At 66.7% G+C, this 17,470-nt stretch carries 21 protein-coding genes, 1 tRNA gene and 1 rRNA gene; 16 read left to right on the top strand and 7 right to left on the bottom strand.

Going from position 1 to position 17,470, the window contains the following annotated elements:
• Positions 1 to 140: 140 nt before the first annotated feature.
• The 3 genes from CHC09_RS45430 (at position 141) to CHC09_RS26270 (ending at position 2,039) form a co-directional block, all read left to right on the top strand.
• Positions 141 to 773: a hypothetical protein gene (locus CHC09_RS45430; RefSeq protein ID WP_143232561.1), complete on the top strand. Its 633-nt coding sequence runs from the start codon at positions 141 to 143 to the stop codon at positions 771 to 773.
• Positions 774 to 958: 185 nt separating this feature from the next.
• Positions 959 to 1,648, top strand: coding sequence for a Panacea domain-containing protein (locus CHC09_RS26275; RefSeq protein WP_143232559.1), 690 nt, complete (start codon positions 959 to 961; stop codon positions 1,646 to 1,648).
• Positions 1,638 to 2,039: a type II toxin-antitoxin system PemK/MazF family toxin gene (locus CHC09_RS26270; RefSeq protein ID WP_089295878.1), complete on the top strand. Its 402-nt coding sequence runs from the start codon at positions 1,638 to 1,640 to the stop codon at positions 2,037 to 2,039. The genes CHC09_RS26275 and CHC09_RS26270 overlap by 11 nt, the downstream gene beginning before the upstream one ends.
• A 56-nt stretch (positions 2,040 to 2,095) precedes the next feature.
• On the opposite strand, the gene CHC09_RS26265 is transcribed toward CHC09_RS26270, so the two are convergent.
• From CHC09_RS26265 to CHC09_RS26255, 3 genes are all read right to left on the bottom strand, one after another.
• Positions 2,096 to 2,923 (bottom strand): inositol monophosphatase family protein, encoded by an 828-nt coding sequence (locus CHC09_RS26265; RefSeq protein ID WP_089295877.1) that lies wholly within the window; start codon positions 2,921 to 2,923, stop codon positions 2,096 to 2,098.
• On the bottom strand, positions 2,920 to 3,843 hold the full coding sequence (locus CHC09_RS26260; protein WP_089295876.1) for a DUF5919 domain-containing protein: 924 nt from the start codon (positions 3,841 to 3,843) through the stop codon (positions 2,920 to 2,922). The genes CHC09_RS26265 and CHC09_RS26260 overlap by 4 nt, the downstream gene beginning before the upstream one ends.
• 143 nt (positions 3,844 to 3,986) lie before the next feature.
• Positions 3,987 to 4,319: a hypothetical protein gene (locus tag CHC09_RS26255; protein WP_089295875.1), complete on the bottom strand. Its 333-nt coding sequence runs from the start codon at positions 4,317 to 4,319 to the stop codon at positions 3,987 to 3,989.
• Positions 4,320 to 4,546: 227 nt separating this feature from the next.
• Between CHC09_RS26255 and CHC09_RS26250 the strand changes: the two genes are divergently transcribed.
• The 11 genes from CHC09_RS26250 (at position 4,547) to CHC09_RS26200 (ending at position 12,819) form a co-directional block, all read left to right on the top strand.
• Positions 4,547 to 4,837, top strand: a complete 291-nt coding sequence (locus CHC09_RS26250) for a hypothetical protein (protein WP_143232557.1) — start codon at positions 4,547 to 4,549, stop codon at positions 4,835 to 4,837.
• Between the two features lie 20 nt (positions 4,838 to 4,857).
• Positions 4,858 to 5,154: a hypothetical protein gene (locus tag CHC09_RS26245; protein WP_143232556.1), complete on the top strand. Its 297-nt coding sequence runs from the start codon at positions 4,858 to 4,860 to the stop codon at positions 5,152 to 5,154.
• A gap of 182 nt (positions 5,155 to 5,336) precedes the next feature.
• Positions 5,337 to 6,065 (top strand): GntR family transcriptional regulator, encoded by a 729-nt coding sequence (locus tag CHC09_RS26240; RefSeq protein ID WP_089295872.1) that lies wholly within the window; start codon positions 5,337 to 5,339, stop codon positions 6,063 to 6,065.
• 116 nt (positions 6,066 to 6,181) lie between these two features.
• Complete coding sequence (locus CHC09_RS26235; protein WP_089295871.1) at positions 6,182 to 6,718, top strand: hypothetical protein; 537 nt, start codon at positions 6,182 to 6,184, stop codon at positions 6,716 to 6,718.
• 122 nt (positions 6,719 to 6,840) lie between these two features.
• Positions 6,841 to 7,269: a hypothetical protein gene (locus tag CHC09_RS26230; protein WP_089295870.1), complete on the top strand. Its 429-nt coding sequence runs from the start codon at positions 6,841 to 6,843 to the stop codon at positions 7,267 to 7,269.
• 98 nt (positions 7,270 to 7,367) lie between these two features.
• Positions 7,368 to 7,676, top strand: a complete 309-nt coding sequence (locus CHC09_RS26225; RefSeq protein WP_089295869.1) for a hypothetical protein — start codon at positions 7,368 to 7,370, stop codon at positions 7,674 to 7,676.
• 2 nt (positions 7,677 to 7,678) lie between these two features.
• Entirely contained in the window at positions 7,679 to 9,076 is a 1,398-nt protein-coding gene (locus CHC09_RS26220) for an FtsK/SpoIIIE domain-containing protein (protein ID WP_089295868.1), read from the top strand.
• Complete coding sequence (locus CHC09_RS26215; RefSeq protein ID WP_239138917.1) at positions 9,073 to 9,585, top strand: hypothetical protein; 513 nt, start codon at positions 9,073 to 9,075, stop codon at positions 9,583 to 9,585. The genes CHC09_RS26220 and CHC09_RS26215 overlap by 4 nt, the downstream gene beginning before the upstream one ends.
• A complete protein-coding gene (locus CHC09_RS26210) occupies positions 9,582 to 11,381 on the top strand; it encodes a replication initiator (protein WP_089295867.1) in 1,800 nt (599 codons plus the stop codon). The genes CHC09_RS26215 and CHC09_RS26210 overlap by 4 nt, the downstream gene beginning before the upstream one ends.
• Entirely contained in the window at positions 11,381 to 11,590 is a 210-nt protein-coding gene (locus CHC09_RS26205) for an excisionase family DNA-binding protein (protein WP_179277293.1), read from the top strand. The genes CHC09_RS26210 and CHC09_RS26205 overlap by 1 nt, the downstream gene beginning before the upstream one ends.
• Positions 11,590 to 12,819: a site-specific integrase gene (locus CHC09_RS26200; RefSeq protein ID WP_089295866.1), complete on the top strand. Its 1,230-nt coding sequence runs from the start codon at positions 11,590 to 11,592 to the stop codon at positions 12,817 to 12,819. The genes CHC09_RS26205 and CHC09_RS26200 overlap by 1 nt, the downstream gene beginning before the upstream one ends.
• Positions 12,820 to 13,093: 274 nt before the next feature.
• Here the strand turns inward: CHC09_RS26200 and CHC09_RS26195 are convergent.
• Both CHC09_RS26195 and CHC09_RS26190 read right to left on the bottom strand, forming a co-directional pair.
• A tRNA-Lys gene (locus CHC09_RS26195) sits at positions 13,094 to 13,168 on the bottom strand.
• 79 nt (positions 13,169 to 13,247) lie between these two features.
• The gene (locus CHC09_RS26190; RefSeq protein ID WP_203833452.1) at positions 13,248 to 13,796 is read right to left on the bottom strand and encodes an RNA polymerase sigma factor; all 549 of its coding nucleotides are present in this window, start codon (positions 13,794 to 13,796) and stop codon (positions 13,248 to 13,250) included.
• Between the two features lie 43 nt (positions 13,797 to 13,839).
• Between CHC09_RS26190 and CHC09_RS26185 the strand changes: the two genes are divergently transcribed.
• Entirely contained in the window at positions 13,840 to 15,189 is a 1,350-nt protein-coding gene (locus CHC09_RS26185) for a serine/threonine-protein kinase (RefSeq protein ID WP_203833453.1), read from the top strand.
• Here CHC09_RS26185 and CHC09_RS26180 read toward each other — a convergent pair whose 3' ends face one another.
• Positions 15,190 to 15,624 carry a hypothetical protein gene (locus CHC09_RS26180; RefSeq protein ID WP_089295863.1) on the bottom strand — a complete coding sequence of 145 codons (435 nt, stop codon included), beginning with the start codon at positions 15,622 to 15,624 and terminating at the stop codon, positions 15,190 to 15,192.
• A 366-nt stretch (positions 15,625 to 15,990) separates the two neighbouring features.
• Here CHC09_RS26180 and CHC09_RS26175 point away from each other — a divergent pair, with 366 nt between their 5' ends.
• Positions 15,991 to 17,211 (top strand): phytase, encoded by a 1,221-nt coding sequence (locus CHC09_RS26175; protein WP_089295862.1) that lies wholly within the window; start codon positions 15,991 to 15,993, stop codon positions 17,209 to 17,211.
• Positions 17,212 to 17,383: 172 nt separating this feature from the next.
• Here the strand turns inward: CHC09_RS26175 and rrf are convergent.
• Positions 17,384 to 17,470 (bottom strand): 5S ribosomal RNA (rrf, locus tag CHC09_RS26170); the annotation flags it as partial.

Genomic DNA, 17,470 nt, shown 5'->3' with positions numbered 1-17,470 from the left:
GTACCACACATCAGTTGTCAGGTCACAGATCGTGTCCAGTCAGGATCTCTCCTGCACGCCGAGCGAAAGGTAGCCGTATGGAGCGGCGCCCCTAGCCTGAGGGGGTGCAGCTCCTCTTAGGCGGGTTGATCACGCTAGCCGTGACCGCAGTCGTGCAAATTTTGATCATTCCCTGGGCGCAGCAGCGCGGTCGCAGGCGCGAGCGATGGGAGCGTGATGTGGTGGAGCTCCAAACGCTACTAGAACAGGAGTTCGACGAAGCTACGTTCAAAGCACAGGGAGCGGCTCAGGAACTTCAGGACGCGCTCATGGACACGACGAAGGAGCCCGGTAACCATAGGGCTGACGTAGAGGATGCTGCCAAAGAGGCGGAAACCGCGATGGAAGCGCTTCTCGCGCTGGACGTGCGGCTTTGGCTGCTTGTCCGTCGAGTGGAGCTGGTCAACCGTAGCTCGCCAGTCTGGCGGCAACTCACGCTCGATGTCGCTGACTTATCCAGCGCTAGTGGCGCGGTCGCAGAGACGGCGCTCTCGAGAAATGAGTTCAACGGCGCCGAATTTGAAGCAGCATGGACGAGTCTGAAGCTGGACCTTTACAAGATCCAGCGCACCTTTGCCCCAATCGCCGCCGTGGTGAAGCCCCCGCCAACTAGTCGACTCTCCGCTCTGGCATATCGGCGACGGGAGCGCAAGCGTGCGAGCTGGCTAGATATCCACCCTGACCCTCCAGAGCCCTTTTCCCGGAGACGGTCTCGGCCGAATAACACACCGTAGCCGCCTCACGGTGGCACGTCGCCTACGACGGTCAGCTTGGGAATCCGACTGATCTGCACAGGTGAGCGTGACCACTGAAGGCTGGATGACCTTTGCGAGCTCCGTGCGCCACCGTTGCAGACCGTCGTTGCCCTCAAGCGGGCACACAACAGGCGCGCAGCAGTCGAACATGTGTTCTATCATGAGTGTCAGCTGCACCTGCAGCTGCAGGGAAGGTAGAGTTCGCAGAGATGGTAGACTCGCAGGCTTTTTCGTCCGCCCGCGACCGCACGGCGGCCGCGTACTTGGCGGTGCTTAGGCTTGCCCGCGAACGCGGTTACATCATCACTCGGCTGAAGATCGCTAAGCTGCTTTATCTGGCCGACCTCGCGGCGGTGCGAGCCGGAGACGACCCAGTCTCTGGTATCGAATGGCGGTGGCTCAACCACGGGCCTTTCAACAACACTCTTCAGTACTTGGAGAATGAGCTTACTGAGAAGCGTGTTGTCCGGAAGGACCCCTACTTCATTGGATACCAGATCCGCCTTGTCGGGGATGTATCTGGGCTCGATATGCCAGCCCCCGAAATGGCTATTCTTGAACGCGTAGTGGCGGAGTTCGGCAGCCTCGCCGCCACTAGCCTCAAGGATTTAAGCTATCAGACACCGCCTATGATTGATGCGCAAGAGCGTGGTCAAGGCGTCGTACTAGACTTGTCATTAGCCCGTCCCCGCCCGAAGCTAGGTGGACTCGTTACCAGGATGTCCGCGGTTCTGCGGCGTCTGCCGGAGCAGGAAACCGACCCTGGCGTATTCGTGGAGATCGAGCGGGAGATGGACGAACTAGCTGAAGCCCGTCGCAGGGCAACGGGAGCGCTTCTACGAGATGATCAGTAACCCGGTCATTCACGGCGGGGTATACCTCGTGAAGGATTCTGCCATCACGTTACCCCCGAACGACGAGCGACAGGTGCACGACGAAAGGCGTCCGGTTGTTGTTCTGAGCGGTCCGAATACGAATAGTTTCGCCGGGTGGCGTACGGTTTTGGTCGCGCCGGTTTCGTCCTCGACTTCTCTGAAGACAGGTTACTGCGTCAAGATCTCGGCAGGAGAGGGCGGACTTCCGAAGAAGTGTTGGGTGCGGGTGCTAGCTGTCCAACCTCTCTTGAAGTCGGATCTAGAGGACCGGCTCGGCGTTCTTCCTGGTGACCGTTTGGAAGAAATCCAGGCGCGCCTATTCCAGTATCTCGGGCTTCCGATCGAAGACCTCGACGAACCAGATCTCTGAGGGCAAGGACTCCCGGACCGCCACTCCGCCATCCCGGCCTTCGACCGCCGTCTCGGTCAGAGCGTTGAAGCGCGGGTCCCCGAGAGCGACTTCCCGGTGGATGGGTCGCTGATGAGGTCAAAGAATCCCGGGAGCAGATTGGCGTTGGCCGCGATGGTTGCGCTCGATTCGACGGTATGGGGTGATCCGTCTCGGTCGGTGACCACCGCGCCGGCTTCACGGGCGATGATCACGCCAGCTGCGGTGTCCCACGGTTTGTTGGCAAGCATGACTACTGCGTCGATTCTTCCATCGGCGAGCCACACGAGGTCGATAGCGGCTGAGCCGTGCATGCGAATGCGCTGCATGCTGGTGGCGAGTCGCTGGGTCAGGTCGAATCTGTCCCGGTTCTTTTCCTCAGAGCCCTCGCCTACCGCGTAGTCGCCGATGGCTACGACGGCTTCGCCGATTCGGTTTGTCGCACTGACGCTGATGGCCTGGCCGTTGGCGTGAGCGCCGTTACCCTCGGCCGCGCTGTAGCGGGTTCCGAGGAAGGGCAGGTCGATGACGCCGAGTACGGACCGATTTTCGGTGATGAGGCCGAGAGAGATTGCGCAGAGTGGTGAGCCGTGAACGAAGTTGACGGTGCCGTCGACAGGATCGAGCGCCCAGGTTAGGCCGTAGTCGGCGCCGGTGGTGCCGTTCTCCTCGCCGAGAAGGCCAATGGCCGGGGTCTGCTCAGCAAGAAACGCCCGAACCTGTTCTTCGATGGCGTAGTCGACTTCGGAGGCCATGTCGCGGTCGCCCTTGGCGGTCAGGACACCGGGTTGCATGGTGCGCATGATGCCTTGGGCGAGGTCGACGGCCTGGTGGGCGATGGGGAGTAGGTCGGTGTAGTCGGTCATCGGGGGTGGCCACCGCTCCAAAGTTCGTCGAAGGTGCGTTCGAAGACGTGGTACAGCCCGGTGGCCGGCCGCCGCTTCTTGATCACCATGGTCGGGGACTCGACGCCTCGGGCGTGGGGTAGGTACTGCTGCGCGATGCAGAGCGAGTTGTTGATCAGGGTGATGTTGACACGGATGGTCTGGTCGTAGGTGGCTACCTCGATGCGGTCTCGGATGTCGGCGGGGAGCCGGTCGCGGACGCGGAGCACGCCTTGCAGGTTGAGCGTGGTCAGGGCGCCGAGGGTGCCCGCGGTCATGTCCTCCTCGATCTCGCGTTGGCGCATCGCGGCGCCGGCGGGGTCGAGGAAGAGCAGGCGGAGGCGGGCACCGTTCTCGACGAGCTGGGCGAGTTGGCTGTCGGCGTACTGCTGGCATATCAGGTTGAGGGATAGTCCGACGGCGCGGATGTCGGTGGCGCAGTCGAACAGGGCGTGCGGCGGCATCTTGGAGGTGAACTCCGAGCGGCTGGGATAGACCGCCTCCACGTCGGCATACCGCTCGACCAGGGCTTCTTCGGCTAGGGCTTGGGCGTACGGCGCGGTTTGGGCGGCTATCACGTCGCCGGATGGGGTCGTAGTCGGTGCGATGCCGTGGCTGCGGTCGCCGAGCAGGAGCACCACGCGGGCCTCGCTGGGCATGCAAAGACCGGTGGAGATCCTGGTCAGGACATCGATGCTGCTGACCCGGCGGCCTCCGCCGATGATCTCGCTGACCTGGGCCTGGCTCAGGCCGGTAGCGACGCCCAGGTGGGTTTGGCTGACCCGGGTCTCGCGCTGGACCAGGCGAAACACCTGAGCGATGTCGCGCGCGGCCAGGGCGTCGAGCATCCCGTCGGTGTCCCACAGGTGCTCCGGTACAGAGAACGTCGTCGCTGCGCGCATGCTCAAGGGCGCCTCCCGTGGTCGCTCCCGGCGTATCCGCATTCCGGATAGCGGCCTGCGGCCCGGTATCCGGTTGCCGGATAAAAGTTACTCCTTGATGGACTACCGCGTGTGATGGGTTGGGCGTCGGCGTGCGACCACGATCAGCACATGGCAAATTCCTCGGGGGTGTGCCGGTCCTGCGAAGGACGCGGCTGGCGGCTGGCGTCGCAGCGTCGATTGGTGCGGGTCAGCGAGAGCGTTGTGCGGTTGGTGCGGCGGGCCTGCCCTGACTGCTCGCCGAGACGACGGTCGCGCCGGACCGCCTGATCGAGAGCCTTGGCGTGGTCCGGCTGCTCGCCGCGATGTGCCGCGCGGCCGGCCATGCCGCTCTTCGACGAATCGTTCTCCTGCCACTGCAGGTCGCTGGTGTCTTTCCCGCTGACCGCGTGGTGGCCGCCCTGTTCACCGTTCGGCTTGGAGTCGAGATGCAGCACAGGAAAGCGAAGCGGAAGTTGTTCCGTCGTACCCGTTGCATGTGCGGTCTGCCGTGGCCGTGTCTGGAGTTGGCCCTGGTCGCGATCCGTAACCGGCCGCGGCCGGAAGTGCCCGGCTGGGCGGCGGCGACTCGGGCGGTGCCGCAGGTTGGCCGGGCCGGGAACCTTACGCCGGCGCAGGAGTATCGGGCTGGTGGTGGGTCTGTCCAGACGGGGCGGTGGGTGGCGTGAAGCAGTCACGGCGCGATGAGATCCCGGCTTCTGCGGAGATTCCTTCCGGTGTCGCTCTGTCGCGGACGTCGCTCGGTGGGGTTGCCGTGTCGTACGAGGGCACGTTTCTGGGTTGGATCCACGGCAGGAACGACACCTGGCGGGCCTACCTGCGGACAGGGCCGCTGACCCTGGGAACGCCGCTGGGTGAGTTCACCCGTGTTGAGGCCATCGGCCAGATTCTCGCCGCGAGCGGTCGGTGTGACGGTCAGAGCTCAACGTCCGCCGATTTCCTGGGCGACCGCTGAGGTTCGCCGCAGTGGACACGATGACCGATGAACCGTGGCCGGACGGACACGAGCTACGCGAACAACTGCTGGCACAGCTGGCCGTGGAGGGCCGCTTCCCGGGCTGGCAGATCCTGCACACGCCTCGCAAGCGATGGGTGCGTTACGCCGAGGTGCCGGAGGGCTGTTTCTACGCCGTCCACGATCGGCTGGGTGAGCCTCCGCTGGTGGCTACCGACCTCCACCAGCTCGCCGGTCTCGTCGAGCAACGCCAGCAGCAGATCCAAGCGGTCCAGAGCTGGGTCGCGCGCTCGGACCTGCGCCGGATCAAGCCGTGACCATGATGGCAATCTTGAGTCGACGCGGGCCCACGTAATGACCTATCTCTGCTCGGCCTGCTTTCCACACAAGGCTGCCCTGGTCGGGTAGACGTCGGCCGCTGCTGTTCCCTGCGCGACGTCCTTGCTTTATCGTGTTGACAAGTCGGGTTGTCGTCTCATTGATCGGGCGGAGTGTTCGGATGGCTATCAACGTGCCGCCGCCGAAGTACGCGGTTGTCGTCAACGCTGTACAGCAGCGCATTGAGGACGGGACCTACGCGCCCGGAACCGCGATCCCCAGCGAGACGCAGTTGACGGCGGAGTTCGACACGTCGCGGCCGACCGTGGTCCGTGCGCTGGGCATCTTGCAGCAGGACGGGTGGATCGAGTCGCAGCAGGGCAAGGGCCGCTACGTCAAAGGCCGGCCTTCCCCTTCCGCGCATCAGTCCGCCGATCGCGCCCTGGAGCTACTCGACCGGGGTGAGAACGCCGATGTGACCTTGCTGCGGGTGGGCGCGGTCATGGTTCCGAACCGGGCTGCGGCCGCGCTGGATCTGGATTCGGATACTCCGGTGATCCTGCGCCGGCGCCTCGTGGACTCCGACATCGGTCCGGTCGAGCTCAGTGAGGTCTACGTGCCGGTAGAGCTGTCCGCCGGCACTGACATCGGGCGGAAAGTCGCGCTGCCGGATGGAGTGCTGCGCCACCTGGCCGAACGCAAGAAGATCATCTTCGATCATGCCGCCGAACGGATTTCAGCACGGCTGCCAACCGCTGAGGAAGCCGATCTTCTGAAGATCACCGACCGAGATGCGGTGCTGACCCTGCTGGTCACGGTCTTCGACCGGACCGGCGCCCCACAGTTCGCCGTAGACGCGGTGGTCCCGGCGAACCGGCACGAGATCGAAAGCTCGTTCCCGCTCCCCTAGCCCGCGGCGAATCCTTGTTGCTTGAATCCGGGAGTACCCGGCGGCCACTGCGGCAGCCCTAGGTTTCTTAAACGCTCCCAAAATGCATGTCGACATCAACACGACCGGAAGGGCTGATGGCTGGCATCGGAAGGGCTTTGGCCGACGAGGAGCGCCAGCGTTGGGGCGACGTTCGGCCCACCCACGTCGGGCCGCTGCGATTCGGCATGAGCCCGGACGAGGCCGCTACGGCGATGGTCGGATATTCCGCGAGTTTTCAGGATGTGCGGTGCGTCTTCGGTGACACCCGACGCGGGGACTTTCGCCTGCCGAGCCGCCCACATGACAACGTCCCTGTAAGGGCCTACTTCGCCGGCCCTGCGGGTTTGCAGTGCATCGTCGTCGATGCACTGTGTGGGCCACAGGTCACAATGGATGGCATTCGACTCGTAGGGCGAACGCTTCCAGACCTGGAAACCGAGATGATCGACTACCTGATTCCGCGTGGTCGCATCGTGAGGTACTACCCGTCGGGGGCCGCAGGTCCCGACGAGATCATCGTTAGCACTCAGCTAGATGGCGATACCTGGCTCACCGAGCCGGTGTTTGCCGTCCAACGAGAGCGCGCCAATAGTCTGTGGGACAGCGTTCCCGCCGATGCGTTGGGTTACTAGCACGGCGACTTCAAGGTCATCAATTTTTTCCATCGACACCCTTGACGATGGGCACGGTCGAGCTAAACTCGACCCGACATGACAAGTCAAGTTGTCGACTTGACACTCTGACGGAGGTTCAAGTGGTTCCGAACTCGATCAAGGTCCCGGTGCCGTGGGACTACGTCGCTCCGCACGGTGTGCTCTGCCTCGGCGTGGAGCCGGCGACCGACTTCGACAAGCGCGGCCAAGGCGATGACCAGCTGCGCGACAAAGAGACCGGGGAGCGGATCTGGCTGGTCCGGGTTCTGGACCTGGACCCGGAGGCCGGGAAGTTCGGCGGGTCGAAGGAGTTCAAGGTCAAGGTCGTCGCGCCGCACCAGCCGGTTCCGCCGGCATCGGCGGTGCCGGGCTACCCGCCGATGGTGGAGTTCAGCGACGTCACGCTGACGCCGTACGTGGACTCGCAGAAGTGCAAGGGCGCCGCCACCAAGTGCCGTTCGCGGCTGGCCTGGTCGGTGCGCGCGGGCGCGATGACCGCCCCGCAGGCAAGCCGTGCGAAGGCTGCCTGACCAACTTGTAGTCGCGTCCGGGAGCGGGGCCAACAACCGCCAAGAAGTTCTCCCCGCCCCGGGCGCTCAACCACCCACCTGCAAAGGAGAGGGCTGCGATGCCCAAGGTAGTCGACGCTGCCCGCGTCACCACACGAGACAACACCGTATGGCGTACCTGCACCGGCTGTTCGCTGCTCAAGCCGCTGCCCGACGACGTCGACCGCTGCGGCGTCTGCGACAGCTCGCGGCCCCGGACCCCGGGCGAAGCCGGTTGGGACATCGCCTACCGGTACGCCGCCCTGGTCGGCCGGATCGACGCGTGGGCCGTGCAGATCCCCTGTGTCAGCGACGCCGAACGGCTCGACCACATCCGGCAGCTGCTCAAGACCCGCAACCCCCTGCGCAAAGACGAGGGGGCAAAGTAGCCGTGCCCCTGATCAACATCATCCGGGGCGAAACCATCCCCGTCGCCCCGCTCAACGTCCGCACCCCATTCATCAAGCTCCCGATCTGGCTGGTCGTCGTCTGGGAAGCGGTCAAGGCTCTCGCTTGGCTGGTCACCATCTACGTCCGGCACTGGTACGCCACCCTCCCGATCACCGGCCTGACCTGGCTCTCCCTCGCTCACGGCTGGCAGGCCCTCGCCGGGCTGGTCGGCGGAACCGCAGCTGCGGCGACTGGCTGGGCGTTCGCGCACCGGCTGTCGTGGTTGCGGTTCGGCTGGTGGCCGATCCTGGCCCGGATCCGCAGGTTGGTCTACCGGCGGCGGTGGATGGCCGCGATGGTCACCGCGAACCTGTCGATCTTCTATGACAAGCGCACGATCATTCCCCAGATCCGCCGCGTCCGATGCCGGGCTGGTCGCGATGAAGTCCTGGTCCGGATGGTGACCGGCCAGATCCCGGACGACTTCGCCAAGGCTTCGGAGCGGCTGGCGCACACGTTCGGGGTCCGGCAGGTCAAGGCCATGCCTGGCCCGACCTACGCCACCGTCCTCCTGGTCCTCATGCGCGGCGACACTCTGCAAGACACCATCGAGCCGCTGCCGGTGCCGTACGCGCCGGACTTCACCGCCCTGCCGATCGGCGTCCAGGAAGACGGCGACCTCTACCGGCTGCGACTGTTCGGCACCCAGGTCCTGATCGTCGGCGCTACCGGCTCCGGCAAAGGCTCGGTCATCTGGTCCATCGTCCGCGCCCTAACCGGCGGTGTGGGTGCCGGGCTGGTGGAACTGTGGGGCCTGGACCCCAAAGGTGGCATGGAACTGGGCATCGGCCGGGCGTTGTTCGCCCGCTTCGCCTCGCGGGACTTCGCCGAGATGGCCGACATGATCGAGCAGGCGGCCAAGGTCGCCCAGCAACGCGCCGCCCGCCTCGCGGGCCAGACCCGCCAGCACCAGCCGACCCCCGATGAGCCGCTGATCGTGCTGGTCATCGACGAACTGGCCAACCTCACCGCCTACCTGACCGAACGCCAGCTCAAAGACCGGATCAAGGCCGCGCTCGGCATCGTGCTCACCCAGGGCCGCGCCGTCGGCGTCCACGTCATCGCCGCGATCCAGGACCCCCGCAAGGAAGTCCTCCCAGCACGCGGCCTATTCCCCACCCGGATCGGGCTGCGGCTGTCCGAACCCGCCGAAGTCGACATGGTCCTCGGCGACGGGATGCGCGACCGCGGCGCCCTCTGCGACCGCATCCCGCAAACCCAGCCCGGCATCGGCTACGTCGTCCTGGAAGGCGACCCGACCCCGATGCGGGTCCGCCTGACCTACTGCGACGACGACACCGTCCGCGACATGGCCGACGACTACGGAGTCGCCGCGTGAAAGACCGGATCGAATCTCTCGCCCTGGCCGGCATCCTCACCGTCGTGGCGGTGGCGGCCGGGTGGGCGTCCTTCACCCACGTCCACGACTGGACCATGCGCCACACCCCGACCGGCACCCCGGACGCGTTCGGCTGGGTCAACGCCGTCATCTCCGAACTCGTCCCCGTCGCAGCCCTGCTGACCATCAAGCGACGTCGGCAAGCGGGCACGTCGATCGGCTACCCGCTGTTCCTACTCATCGCCGCCGGCACGCTGTCGCTCTCGGCCCAGCTCGCCGTCGCCCAGCCCAGCCCGTCGGGATGGCTGCTGTCCGCCGTGCCCGCGCTGGCGTTCATGGCTCTGGTCAAGCTCGTCTTCACCGGTACATCGCCGGCCACCGTGGCGGTGTCGGCGGAACCGGAAGCCCCGATCCCGGCTCCGGCTCCAACGCCGGAGATGGGTGCGGTCCCGGTCCGGCCGATCACGCGGTCGAACGGGGTGCCGGTCATCGGGCAGGTGACCCGATGACCACTCCCACCCTGACCGCCCCGGCCGAGACGATCGCGCCTCGGCCGGGCTCCCGGGCCGCCCGCCTCGCCCAGCCCCGGGCCGTCGACGCGCTCAAAGACCTCGCCATCGACCACGGCGTCTGCATCCGCCCGATCGCACTCCGGCGGACCGACCTGACCACCGGCAAGACCGAACTCGTCGACCTCCCGTGCGGCGCCACCCTCGAAGCCAGGTGCCCGCCCTGCGCCAAGAAAGCCCGCCGCCTGCGGCAGGTCCAGATCCGCGAGGGCTGGCACCGGGCCGACGAACCGCACCCCGGCCCGCAACCGGCGACTCCTCGGCAACGGGACCTGATCACCGCACGGGCGCACCTCGAATTCGACCGGGCCGCCCTCGAACTGACCCCGATGGACCTGGCCGACCGTGCGGTCGAACTCGAACGGATCGCCGTCGCGATCGACGCGGTAGAGCAGGAGATCGCGGCGGAGGGGCTGCGGGGCAGCATCGTGCCCGGTCGCGGACTCGACGGCCCGGCGGACGATGACCAGCCCCGGCGGGTGCGGTCGACCAAGCGGCGTCAGGATGTGCCGGACCTGCCCCGACAGAAGGTCGACCCGCGCACGGTCGGCCGGACCTACACCGGGTCGGACGGGGTCGAGCACCGGCCGTCGATGTGGCTGACCCTGACCCTGGACAGCTACGGGCCGGTCCACTCGATCCACCAGGGCCGCCCGTGCTCCTGCCGACGCTGGCACACCACCGATGACCCGCTACTCGGCACACCGGTCGACCCGGCCCGGTACGACTACCGACGCGCGGCCTGGGACGCCGTGCACTTCCCCCGGCTGCTCGACCGGTACTGGCAGAACCTGCGCCGCGCCGTCGGCTGGAACGTGCAGTACGCGGGATGCGTCGAGCCACAGCGCCGTCTGGCGCCGCACGCACACTTCGCCATCCGGGGCACCATCCCCCGCACGACGCTGGAACTGGTCGCCAAGGCCACCTACCACCAGGTGTGGTGGCCACCCGCCGATCAACTCCGGTACCCGATCAACCGGCCGCCGACCTGGGACGCCAAGGCCGAGACGTGGGTGGACCCGGACACCAGCCGTCCACTGCCCACCTGGGTCGAAGCCCTGGACCTCATCGACGACGACCCGGACGCTGAGCCGGTGCACCTGGTCCGCTTCGGCGCCCAGGTCAAGGCCAAGGGTGTCGACCCCGGCTCGGGCGATGTCGAGCGGACGATCGGTTACATCACCAAGTACGTGACCAAGTCCGCCGCCGACTGCCACCAGGTCACCAGCGACCCCCAACGCGACCACCTCGACCGGCTCTGGCACGAGCTACGCGTCACCCCGTGCTCGGAACGGTGCTCGAACTGGCTGCTCTACGGCGTCCAGCCGAAGAAGGCGCACGGTCGGCTGCGGCCTGGCCATTGCAAGGGCCGGGTTCATCAGAAGACGACCCTCGGGATCGGTGGGCGCCGGGTGCTGGTCTCCCGTGACTGGTCCGGCAAGACCCTGGCCGACCATCGCGCCGACGCTCACGCCTGGGTCAAAGCCCTGCTCGGCGTCACCACCGACGGCGAGGAGACCGAGGAGAGGCCAGCGGTCGCCTGGGAGATGGCCCGCTACGACGATCCCGACCTTCTCCCACTCGAGCACCGGCTACTCCGCGCCGTCAGCCAGCGGATCCAACGCCGTGCCCAGCTCTCCGCAGCTCGGCAACGGGCCGTCAACAGCAGTGATCCACCCGAGATGTCTCGGCAACCGACCAATCCCGCCGAATCAGTGAGGAGCCTCGCCGCCTGATGACCGCCCGAGACACGATGCTCAAGCCGCGCTGGTACTCCCCCGCCGAGGTCGCCATCCTGCTCGGCTACGGACTCTCCAAGGTCAAGATGAAGATCGCCACGGGCGAACTCCGCTCGATCAAGGACGGCAAGTACCGCCGCATCCTGCCGGAGTGGGTCGACGAGTACATCCGCGACCAGGTCACCCGAAGCGAGGAGGCAGCCTGATGGCGACACGCTCCCGCGCCAACGGGGAAGGCTCGATCTTCCCGTACCGCAACGGCAGCTTCGCCGCGTACGTCTGGGTCACCAAGCCAGACGGCAAGCGCACCCGCAAGTACGTCTACGGCAAGACCCGCGAGGAGACCCACGACAAGTGGCTCACGCTGCACCAGAAGGCCAAGGCCGGCCCGGTGGTCACCAAGTCACTGACGCTCGGCAACTTCGCGGCGTACTGGCTGCGGGAGATCGTCCAGCCGAACCTCGCGCCGGGTACCTACGTCACCTACGAGGTGACCTCGCGGCTCTACATCGTGCCGGGTCTGGGAAAACGCCGTCTCGACAAACTCCAGATCAGCGATACACAAACCTGGCTCAACGCCGTACGTCGCGAATGTCAGTGCTGCGCCCAGGGCAAAGACAAACGTCGGAAGCCCGCCCGGCAACGATGCTGTGCTCTCGGCAAGTGCTGTCACGAATTCCCTTCGGCAAGCACGATCGGCAATATCCGGCGGGTGCTGCGAACCCTCTTGACTCAAGCGATCACCGAGGGGCACATCACGGCGAACCCGGCGAAGAACGTCAAAGTCCCTCCGGCACGGGCGAAGAAGCGGCGTGCTTGGAGCAGCGACGAAGCTCGGCAGTTCCTCGAATCAGCGCGGGCTGACCGAGACCCTTACTACGCCGCGTACGTCCTGGTCCTCGTGCTCGGCCTCCGCAAAGGCGAGATGCTTGGCGTCACCTGGCCCAATATCGACCTGGACGCGGGCGAGGTGACCGTGGACATGCAGCTCCAACGAGTCGGCAACCAGCTGCTGCACCGCGAGACGAAGACTCCGACTTCGGATGACACGCTGCCCATGCCGGAGATCTGCACGGTCGCCCTGCAGGAGCGCGGCGCCGCACAGAAGACGGCTCAAGAGCAGGCCGGCTCCGCTTGGCAGCGAACTGACCTCGTGTTCACCACCCGTTTCGGCACGCCGATCGAGCCCCGTAACTTCAACCGCTATTGGGACCGTCGCTGCGACCTGGCCGGCGTCCGCCGCATCACCATCCGCGATGCTCGGCGAACCTGTGCTTCCCTGCTGGCAGATCTCGACGTGCACCCCCGAGTGGCCATGCAGATACTTCGGCACGCTCAGTTCTCGATCACGATGGAGATCTACACGGTCGTCTCTTCTGCGGCGACGCGCGCAGCGCTCAAGAAGCTCGGCGAGTCACTTGAGCACCAGAGCTAACGCCTACTGCCCGCGTGCCGGGTCACCCGACCGGCGCCGCGATCAACGCAGAACTCACCGTTCTCGCGGTCGATCCAGTACGCCTCTCCGGGGGCAATGAAGGTGGGCTCATGGAGGCGAAAGCAGCAGTCGACTCGACTGGCCAGCATGAGCCGATCAGCGATCACGGGCTCGGTCACAACGCCTCCCAAAAGCTCGCTGCTGTACTTTGCTGCTGTACGACTTCGGAAAGCAATCAGGTCAGCGCCGGGAAACCGGTGCTGACCTGCTGTGATGGTGGGCCGCCAGGGACTCGAACCCTGAACCTAAGGATTAAAAGTCCTCAGCTCTGCCATTGAGCTAGCGGCCCGCGGATGCCAGCGTACCGACCCGGATCCGTTCCGCAATCATGCACCCGCCGTGCGGGGACCCGCCTTCGATTTAAACGGTCAGTGCCCGGCGGCCAGATACTCCCGGACCTCACCTCGAGCCTGGTGGATGCGGGACTTCACGGTGCCCTCGGGAATGCCCAGGTGCTCCGCGATCTCCCGGTACTCCAACTGGCAGATGTCGCGCAGCACGACCGGCGCGACCAGTTCGGCGCGGCGGCTCTCCAGGCGCTCGAGCGCGTCCAGCAGGTCCAGCCGCGAGCCGGCGATGACGCTGGTCGTCCGGGGGTCGGGTACCTCGATCGGAGGCTCGGAGTGTGCCTGCTCGACGGCGCGGCGCTTCAGCGCGCGGTACGTCTGCCGCGAGCTGTTCGCGATGATCACATGCAGCCAGGTGCTGAACCGGGACCGGCCCTCGAATCCGGTGATGCCCCGGGCGACCTGGAGCAGCACGTCCTGGCAGGCTTCCTCGGCGTCCTGGAAGCACGGCAGGAAGCGGGCGCACCGGCGCAGGACCCCGGGCCGGATCAGGCCGAGCAGCTCGTGCAAAGCATCCTGATCACCGGTGGCGGCCCGAAGCGCCAGTGTCTCGTGCTCGTCGTCACGCACGTACGCCCCGTTCCTCCGCAAAACGGAGGACATAATATCCGCCGTGCCCGCACCTTCAATGATCGGCAGATTCCGCGTCATCCGGCGGCTGGGTTCGGGCGCGTTCGCCACGGTCTGGCTCGCCGCCGACGACGTCCTGGAGTCTCAGGTCGCGATCAAGGTGCTGGCCGAGAACTGGGCGCATCACCCCGATGTGCGCGCCCGCTTCGAGCAGGAGGCGCAGGTGCTGCGGCGGGCCGACTCGGAGCGCCTGGTCCGGGTGCACGATTACGGCGAACTGCCGGACGGGCGGCCCTACCAGGTGATGACGTACGCGAGCGGCGGCACCCTGTCCGACCGGCTGGCGAACGGCCCGATGCCGATGGGTGCCGCGCTGCGGACCGCCACCGCCATCACCGAGGCGGTGACCGTGCTGCACGAGTCCGGCGTGCTGCACCGCGACCTCAAGCCCTCCAACGTGCTGTTCGACACGGTCCGTGGCGCCGAGCGGGTGCTGGTCGCCGATCTGGGTCTGGCGAAGGCGATCGCGCAGGCGTCCGGCTTCACCGTCGTGGTCGGCACGCCCGGTTACATGGCTCCGGAGCAGAGCCTTCCGGGCGGGGGCCTGGACGTGCGCGCCGATGTCCACGCGATCGGCGCGATGACCTATCAGATGCTGACCGGGCAGGCCCCGCACTACGACCGGGCCCGGGTGGTGGCACCGTCGCGGCTGCGTCCCGGCATTCCGCGGCAGATCGATCGGGCGGTACTCCGCGCGCTGCACCGGGATCGGCGGCGGCGCTGGGAATCAGCGGCGGCCTTCGCCGCCGCCCTGGACCTGTCCGGGCGGCATCGGCCGCTGCGCCGACTGACCCGTTTCGCCGGTACGACGGTCGCCGTGGCCGCCCTGGCCACGACCGGCGGCGCGACGGTCCCGGACGGCACCCCACCCGGTTGGATCCGGGTCAGCGACGCCACTGGCACAATCTCCGTCGCCGTGCCCGCCTCGTGGGCCCGTGACCTGCGGAACGACGGCTGGAACCCGGCATCGATCGGCCTGCCCGGCGGAATCTCACCCGGTCTGCAGGTGGGCGCCGACCTGGTCGGGACCGGCTCGACCGGACCGGATGACACGTCGCCGATGGTTCTGGCCGGCATCAGCGGGTCGATCCCACCCCCGGCCGGCGCGACGCTGCCGATCCATCCCACCTGCGTGGCACAGCCAGGTCGGCGAGTCGCCGTCGGCGGGCTGAGCGGGCGGGTGCAACGCTGGACGGGCTGCGGCGGCACCGGCTCCTCCTACAGCGAGGTGCTCCTGGCCGGGTCCTCCAGCGTCTATCTGCAGTTACGGCAGTCCGACGAGGTGGACCGGACCGACGAGGTGCTGCGCACCCTCCGTGTCCCCAGCGCTTGATCAGTAGATGCAGCGCTGCCCGGTGACTTCGATGGACAGCGCGCTGACCTCGTCGAACCTGGTGGAGAACCGGTAGGTGGCCCGATCACCGTTGCCGGGCACCTTGGCGCTCGACCGCCCGTAGTTGATCTCTCCTACCAGGTCGAAGGCGTCCGGGTAGGCCCGCTCGACCATCTCCCTCGAGCTGCCGAGCCGAATGCCTTCCGGAGTCGCGATATCGCCGTAGGCCCAGATCCCCACGACGCCGAGTTCCGGCGTGAGCCAGACCAATCCCTCTTTCTGGCCGCGCATCCAGTAGGTCCGGTATTTCCGGGACTCACTGCATTCCCGGGACGCCTCCCTGACCTGTTCGTGATGCAGCATCCCGGTGGCCAGCGCCTCGTCCAGGGGCATTCGCAACTTGAGCGGACCGAGGCCGTCCGGGCCCAGCACCATCCGGTCCGACGAGGATCCGGCGGGCGATGAGCTGGGGGGCGATGAGCTGGGAGGCGATGAGCTGGGAGGCGCTGGAGTCACAGTGGACGGACTCACCGCGCCGACCGGTACGGCTTCTCCCCCGATATGCCGCGGCGACGGACCACACCCTGAAAGGATCGCCAGTCCGATCGCCGAGCCGAGAAGCCGTACCGATCGTCGCATCGCCTGTCTCTTGCTTCCTGTTCCTCGTGTCGCTGTCATTACATGTGATGTCGGGTTCACGGCATCCGTTCGCGAGATCTTGTAACGGCTGAATAACGGATCGGTGCCTTGTTCAGTCTCCGTCCATCCGATGGACAGCTGAATCGGGAATCCTCATGATCCATGCAACGTACTTCCGGAATCGCCGCGCTCGTGGCGCTGACCACCCTGGCCGCCGGCGTGCCCGCGCACGCCTCCGAGCGGCCGGCTCGCGAGATAACCGCGAAGGTCGAGACCCCGGCCCTGTACGACGACGAGGCCGGCGGTGACGCCGACGCCGACGATCCCGCGATCTGGGTCAACCAGGCGAACAAGGCCCGCAGCCTGGTGATCGGCACCGCCAAGAACGGCGGCCTGCGGGTGTACGACCTGACCGGTCGCGAGGTGCAGTCGATCGCGACCCCCGAGGGCGGCCGCTTCAACAATGTCGACCTCATCTCCGGCTTCAAGCTCGGCAGCCAGCGGGTCGACCTGGCCGTTGTCACCGACCGGGGCCTGGACAAGCTCCGCATCTACCGGATCAGCCCCGCCGGCCTGACCGACATCACCGCGGCCGACGTCCCGCTGCTCTTCTCCAAGGACGAGGCCGAGGCCCAGGAACAGGCCACCGGCTACGGCCTGGCGACGTATGACCGGTACGCGGTCGTCAGCCGGCGGCACACCACCCGCCTGGGGATCTTCCGGCTGGTGGAGAAGCACGGCAGGGTCACCTACCGCGCCTCGGACACTCTCGACCTGCCCAGCTCGTTCCGTCTGCCGAACGGCGGCACCTGGTCGCCGTGCGAGGAGCCGGGCGAGGGCCCGCAGATCGAGGGCATGGTCGTCGACGCCGAGGCGGGCGTCCTCTACGCCGCGCAGGAGGACGTCGCCCTCTGGCGGATCAACCTGGCCGGCGGCACGTTCAGCAGCATCCCGCGGATCGTCGAGAAGGTTCAGGAGTACGGCGTACCGGCCTCCTGGGACCCCGACACCGAGGAGTGCCTCCCGGACTCCGCGAAGGACCCGGGCTTCGGCGGCCGCATCGCCGCGGACGTCGAGGGCGCCTCGATCTACTCGACCGGCAAACGGGACGGCTACCTGATCGTTTCCAGCCAGGGCGACAGCAGGTTCTACGTCTACGACCGCCGCACCAACCGCCCGATCACCCTCTTCACCGTCACCGACGGCCCCAAGACCGACGGCGTCCAGCACTCCGACGGCGCCGCGGCGACCTCGGTGGCTCTCCCCGGCTACCCGAAGGGCCTCCTGGTCCTCCACGACGGCGAGAACACCCCTGGCGACGGCCGCACCAGCACCAACTTCAAGTTCATCGACTGGCGCAGCCTCCACCTCGCAAAGATCTAATTCCGCTTTCCCCGTACGACGTAAAGGCCCACAAACGCAGAACACCCCGTCCCCGAGTTCGTCCCGGGGCGGGGTGTTCTTTTTTGCCAACTACTGCAGAGGCATCCGGCTTGTTTTCGGGCATAAAAAAGAAACGCCCACCCCGCGAGGGGTGGGCGTTTCTCCAAGTTAAGTCCGGCGGCGTCCTACTCTCCCACACCCTCCCGAGTGCAGTACCATCGGCGCTGGAGGGCTTAGCTACCGGGTTCGGAATGTAACC

The organism is Actinoplanes regularis (genome assembly GCF_900188005.1).
Classification (GTDB): Bacteria; Actinomycetota; Actinomycetes; order Mycobacteriales; family Micromonosporaceae; genus Actinoplanes; species Actinoplanes regularis.
This window is presented reverse-complemented; position numbering and strand designations above follow the sequence as displayed.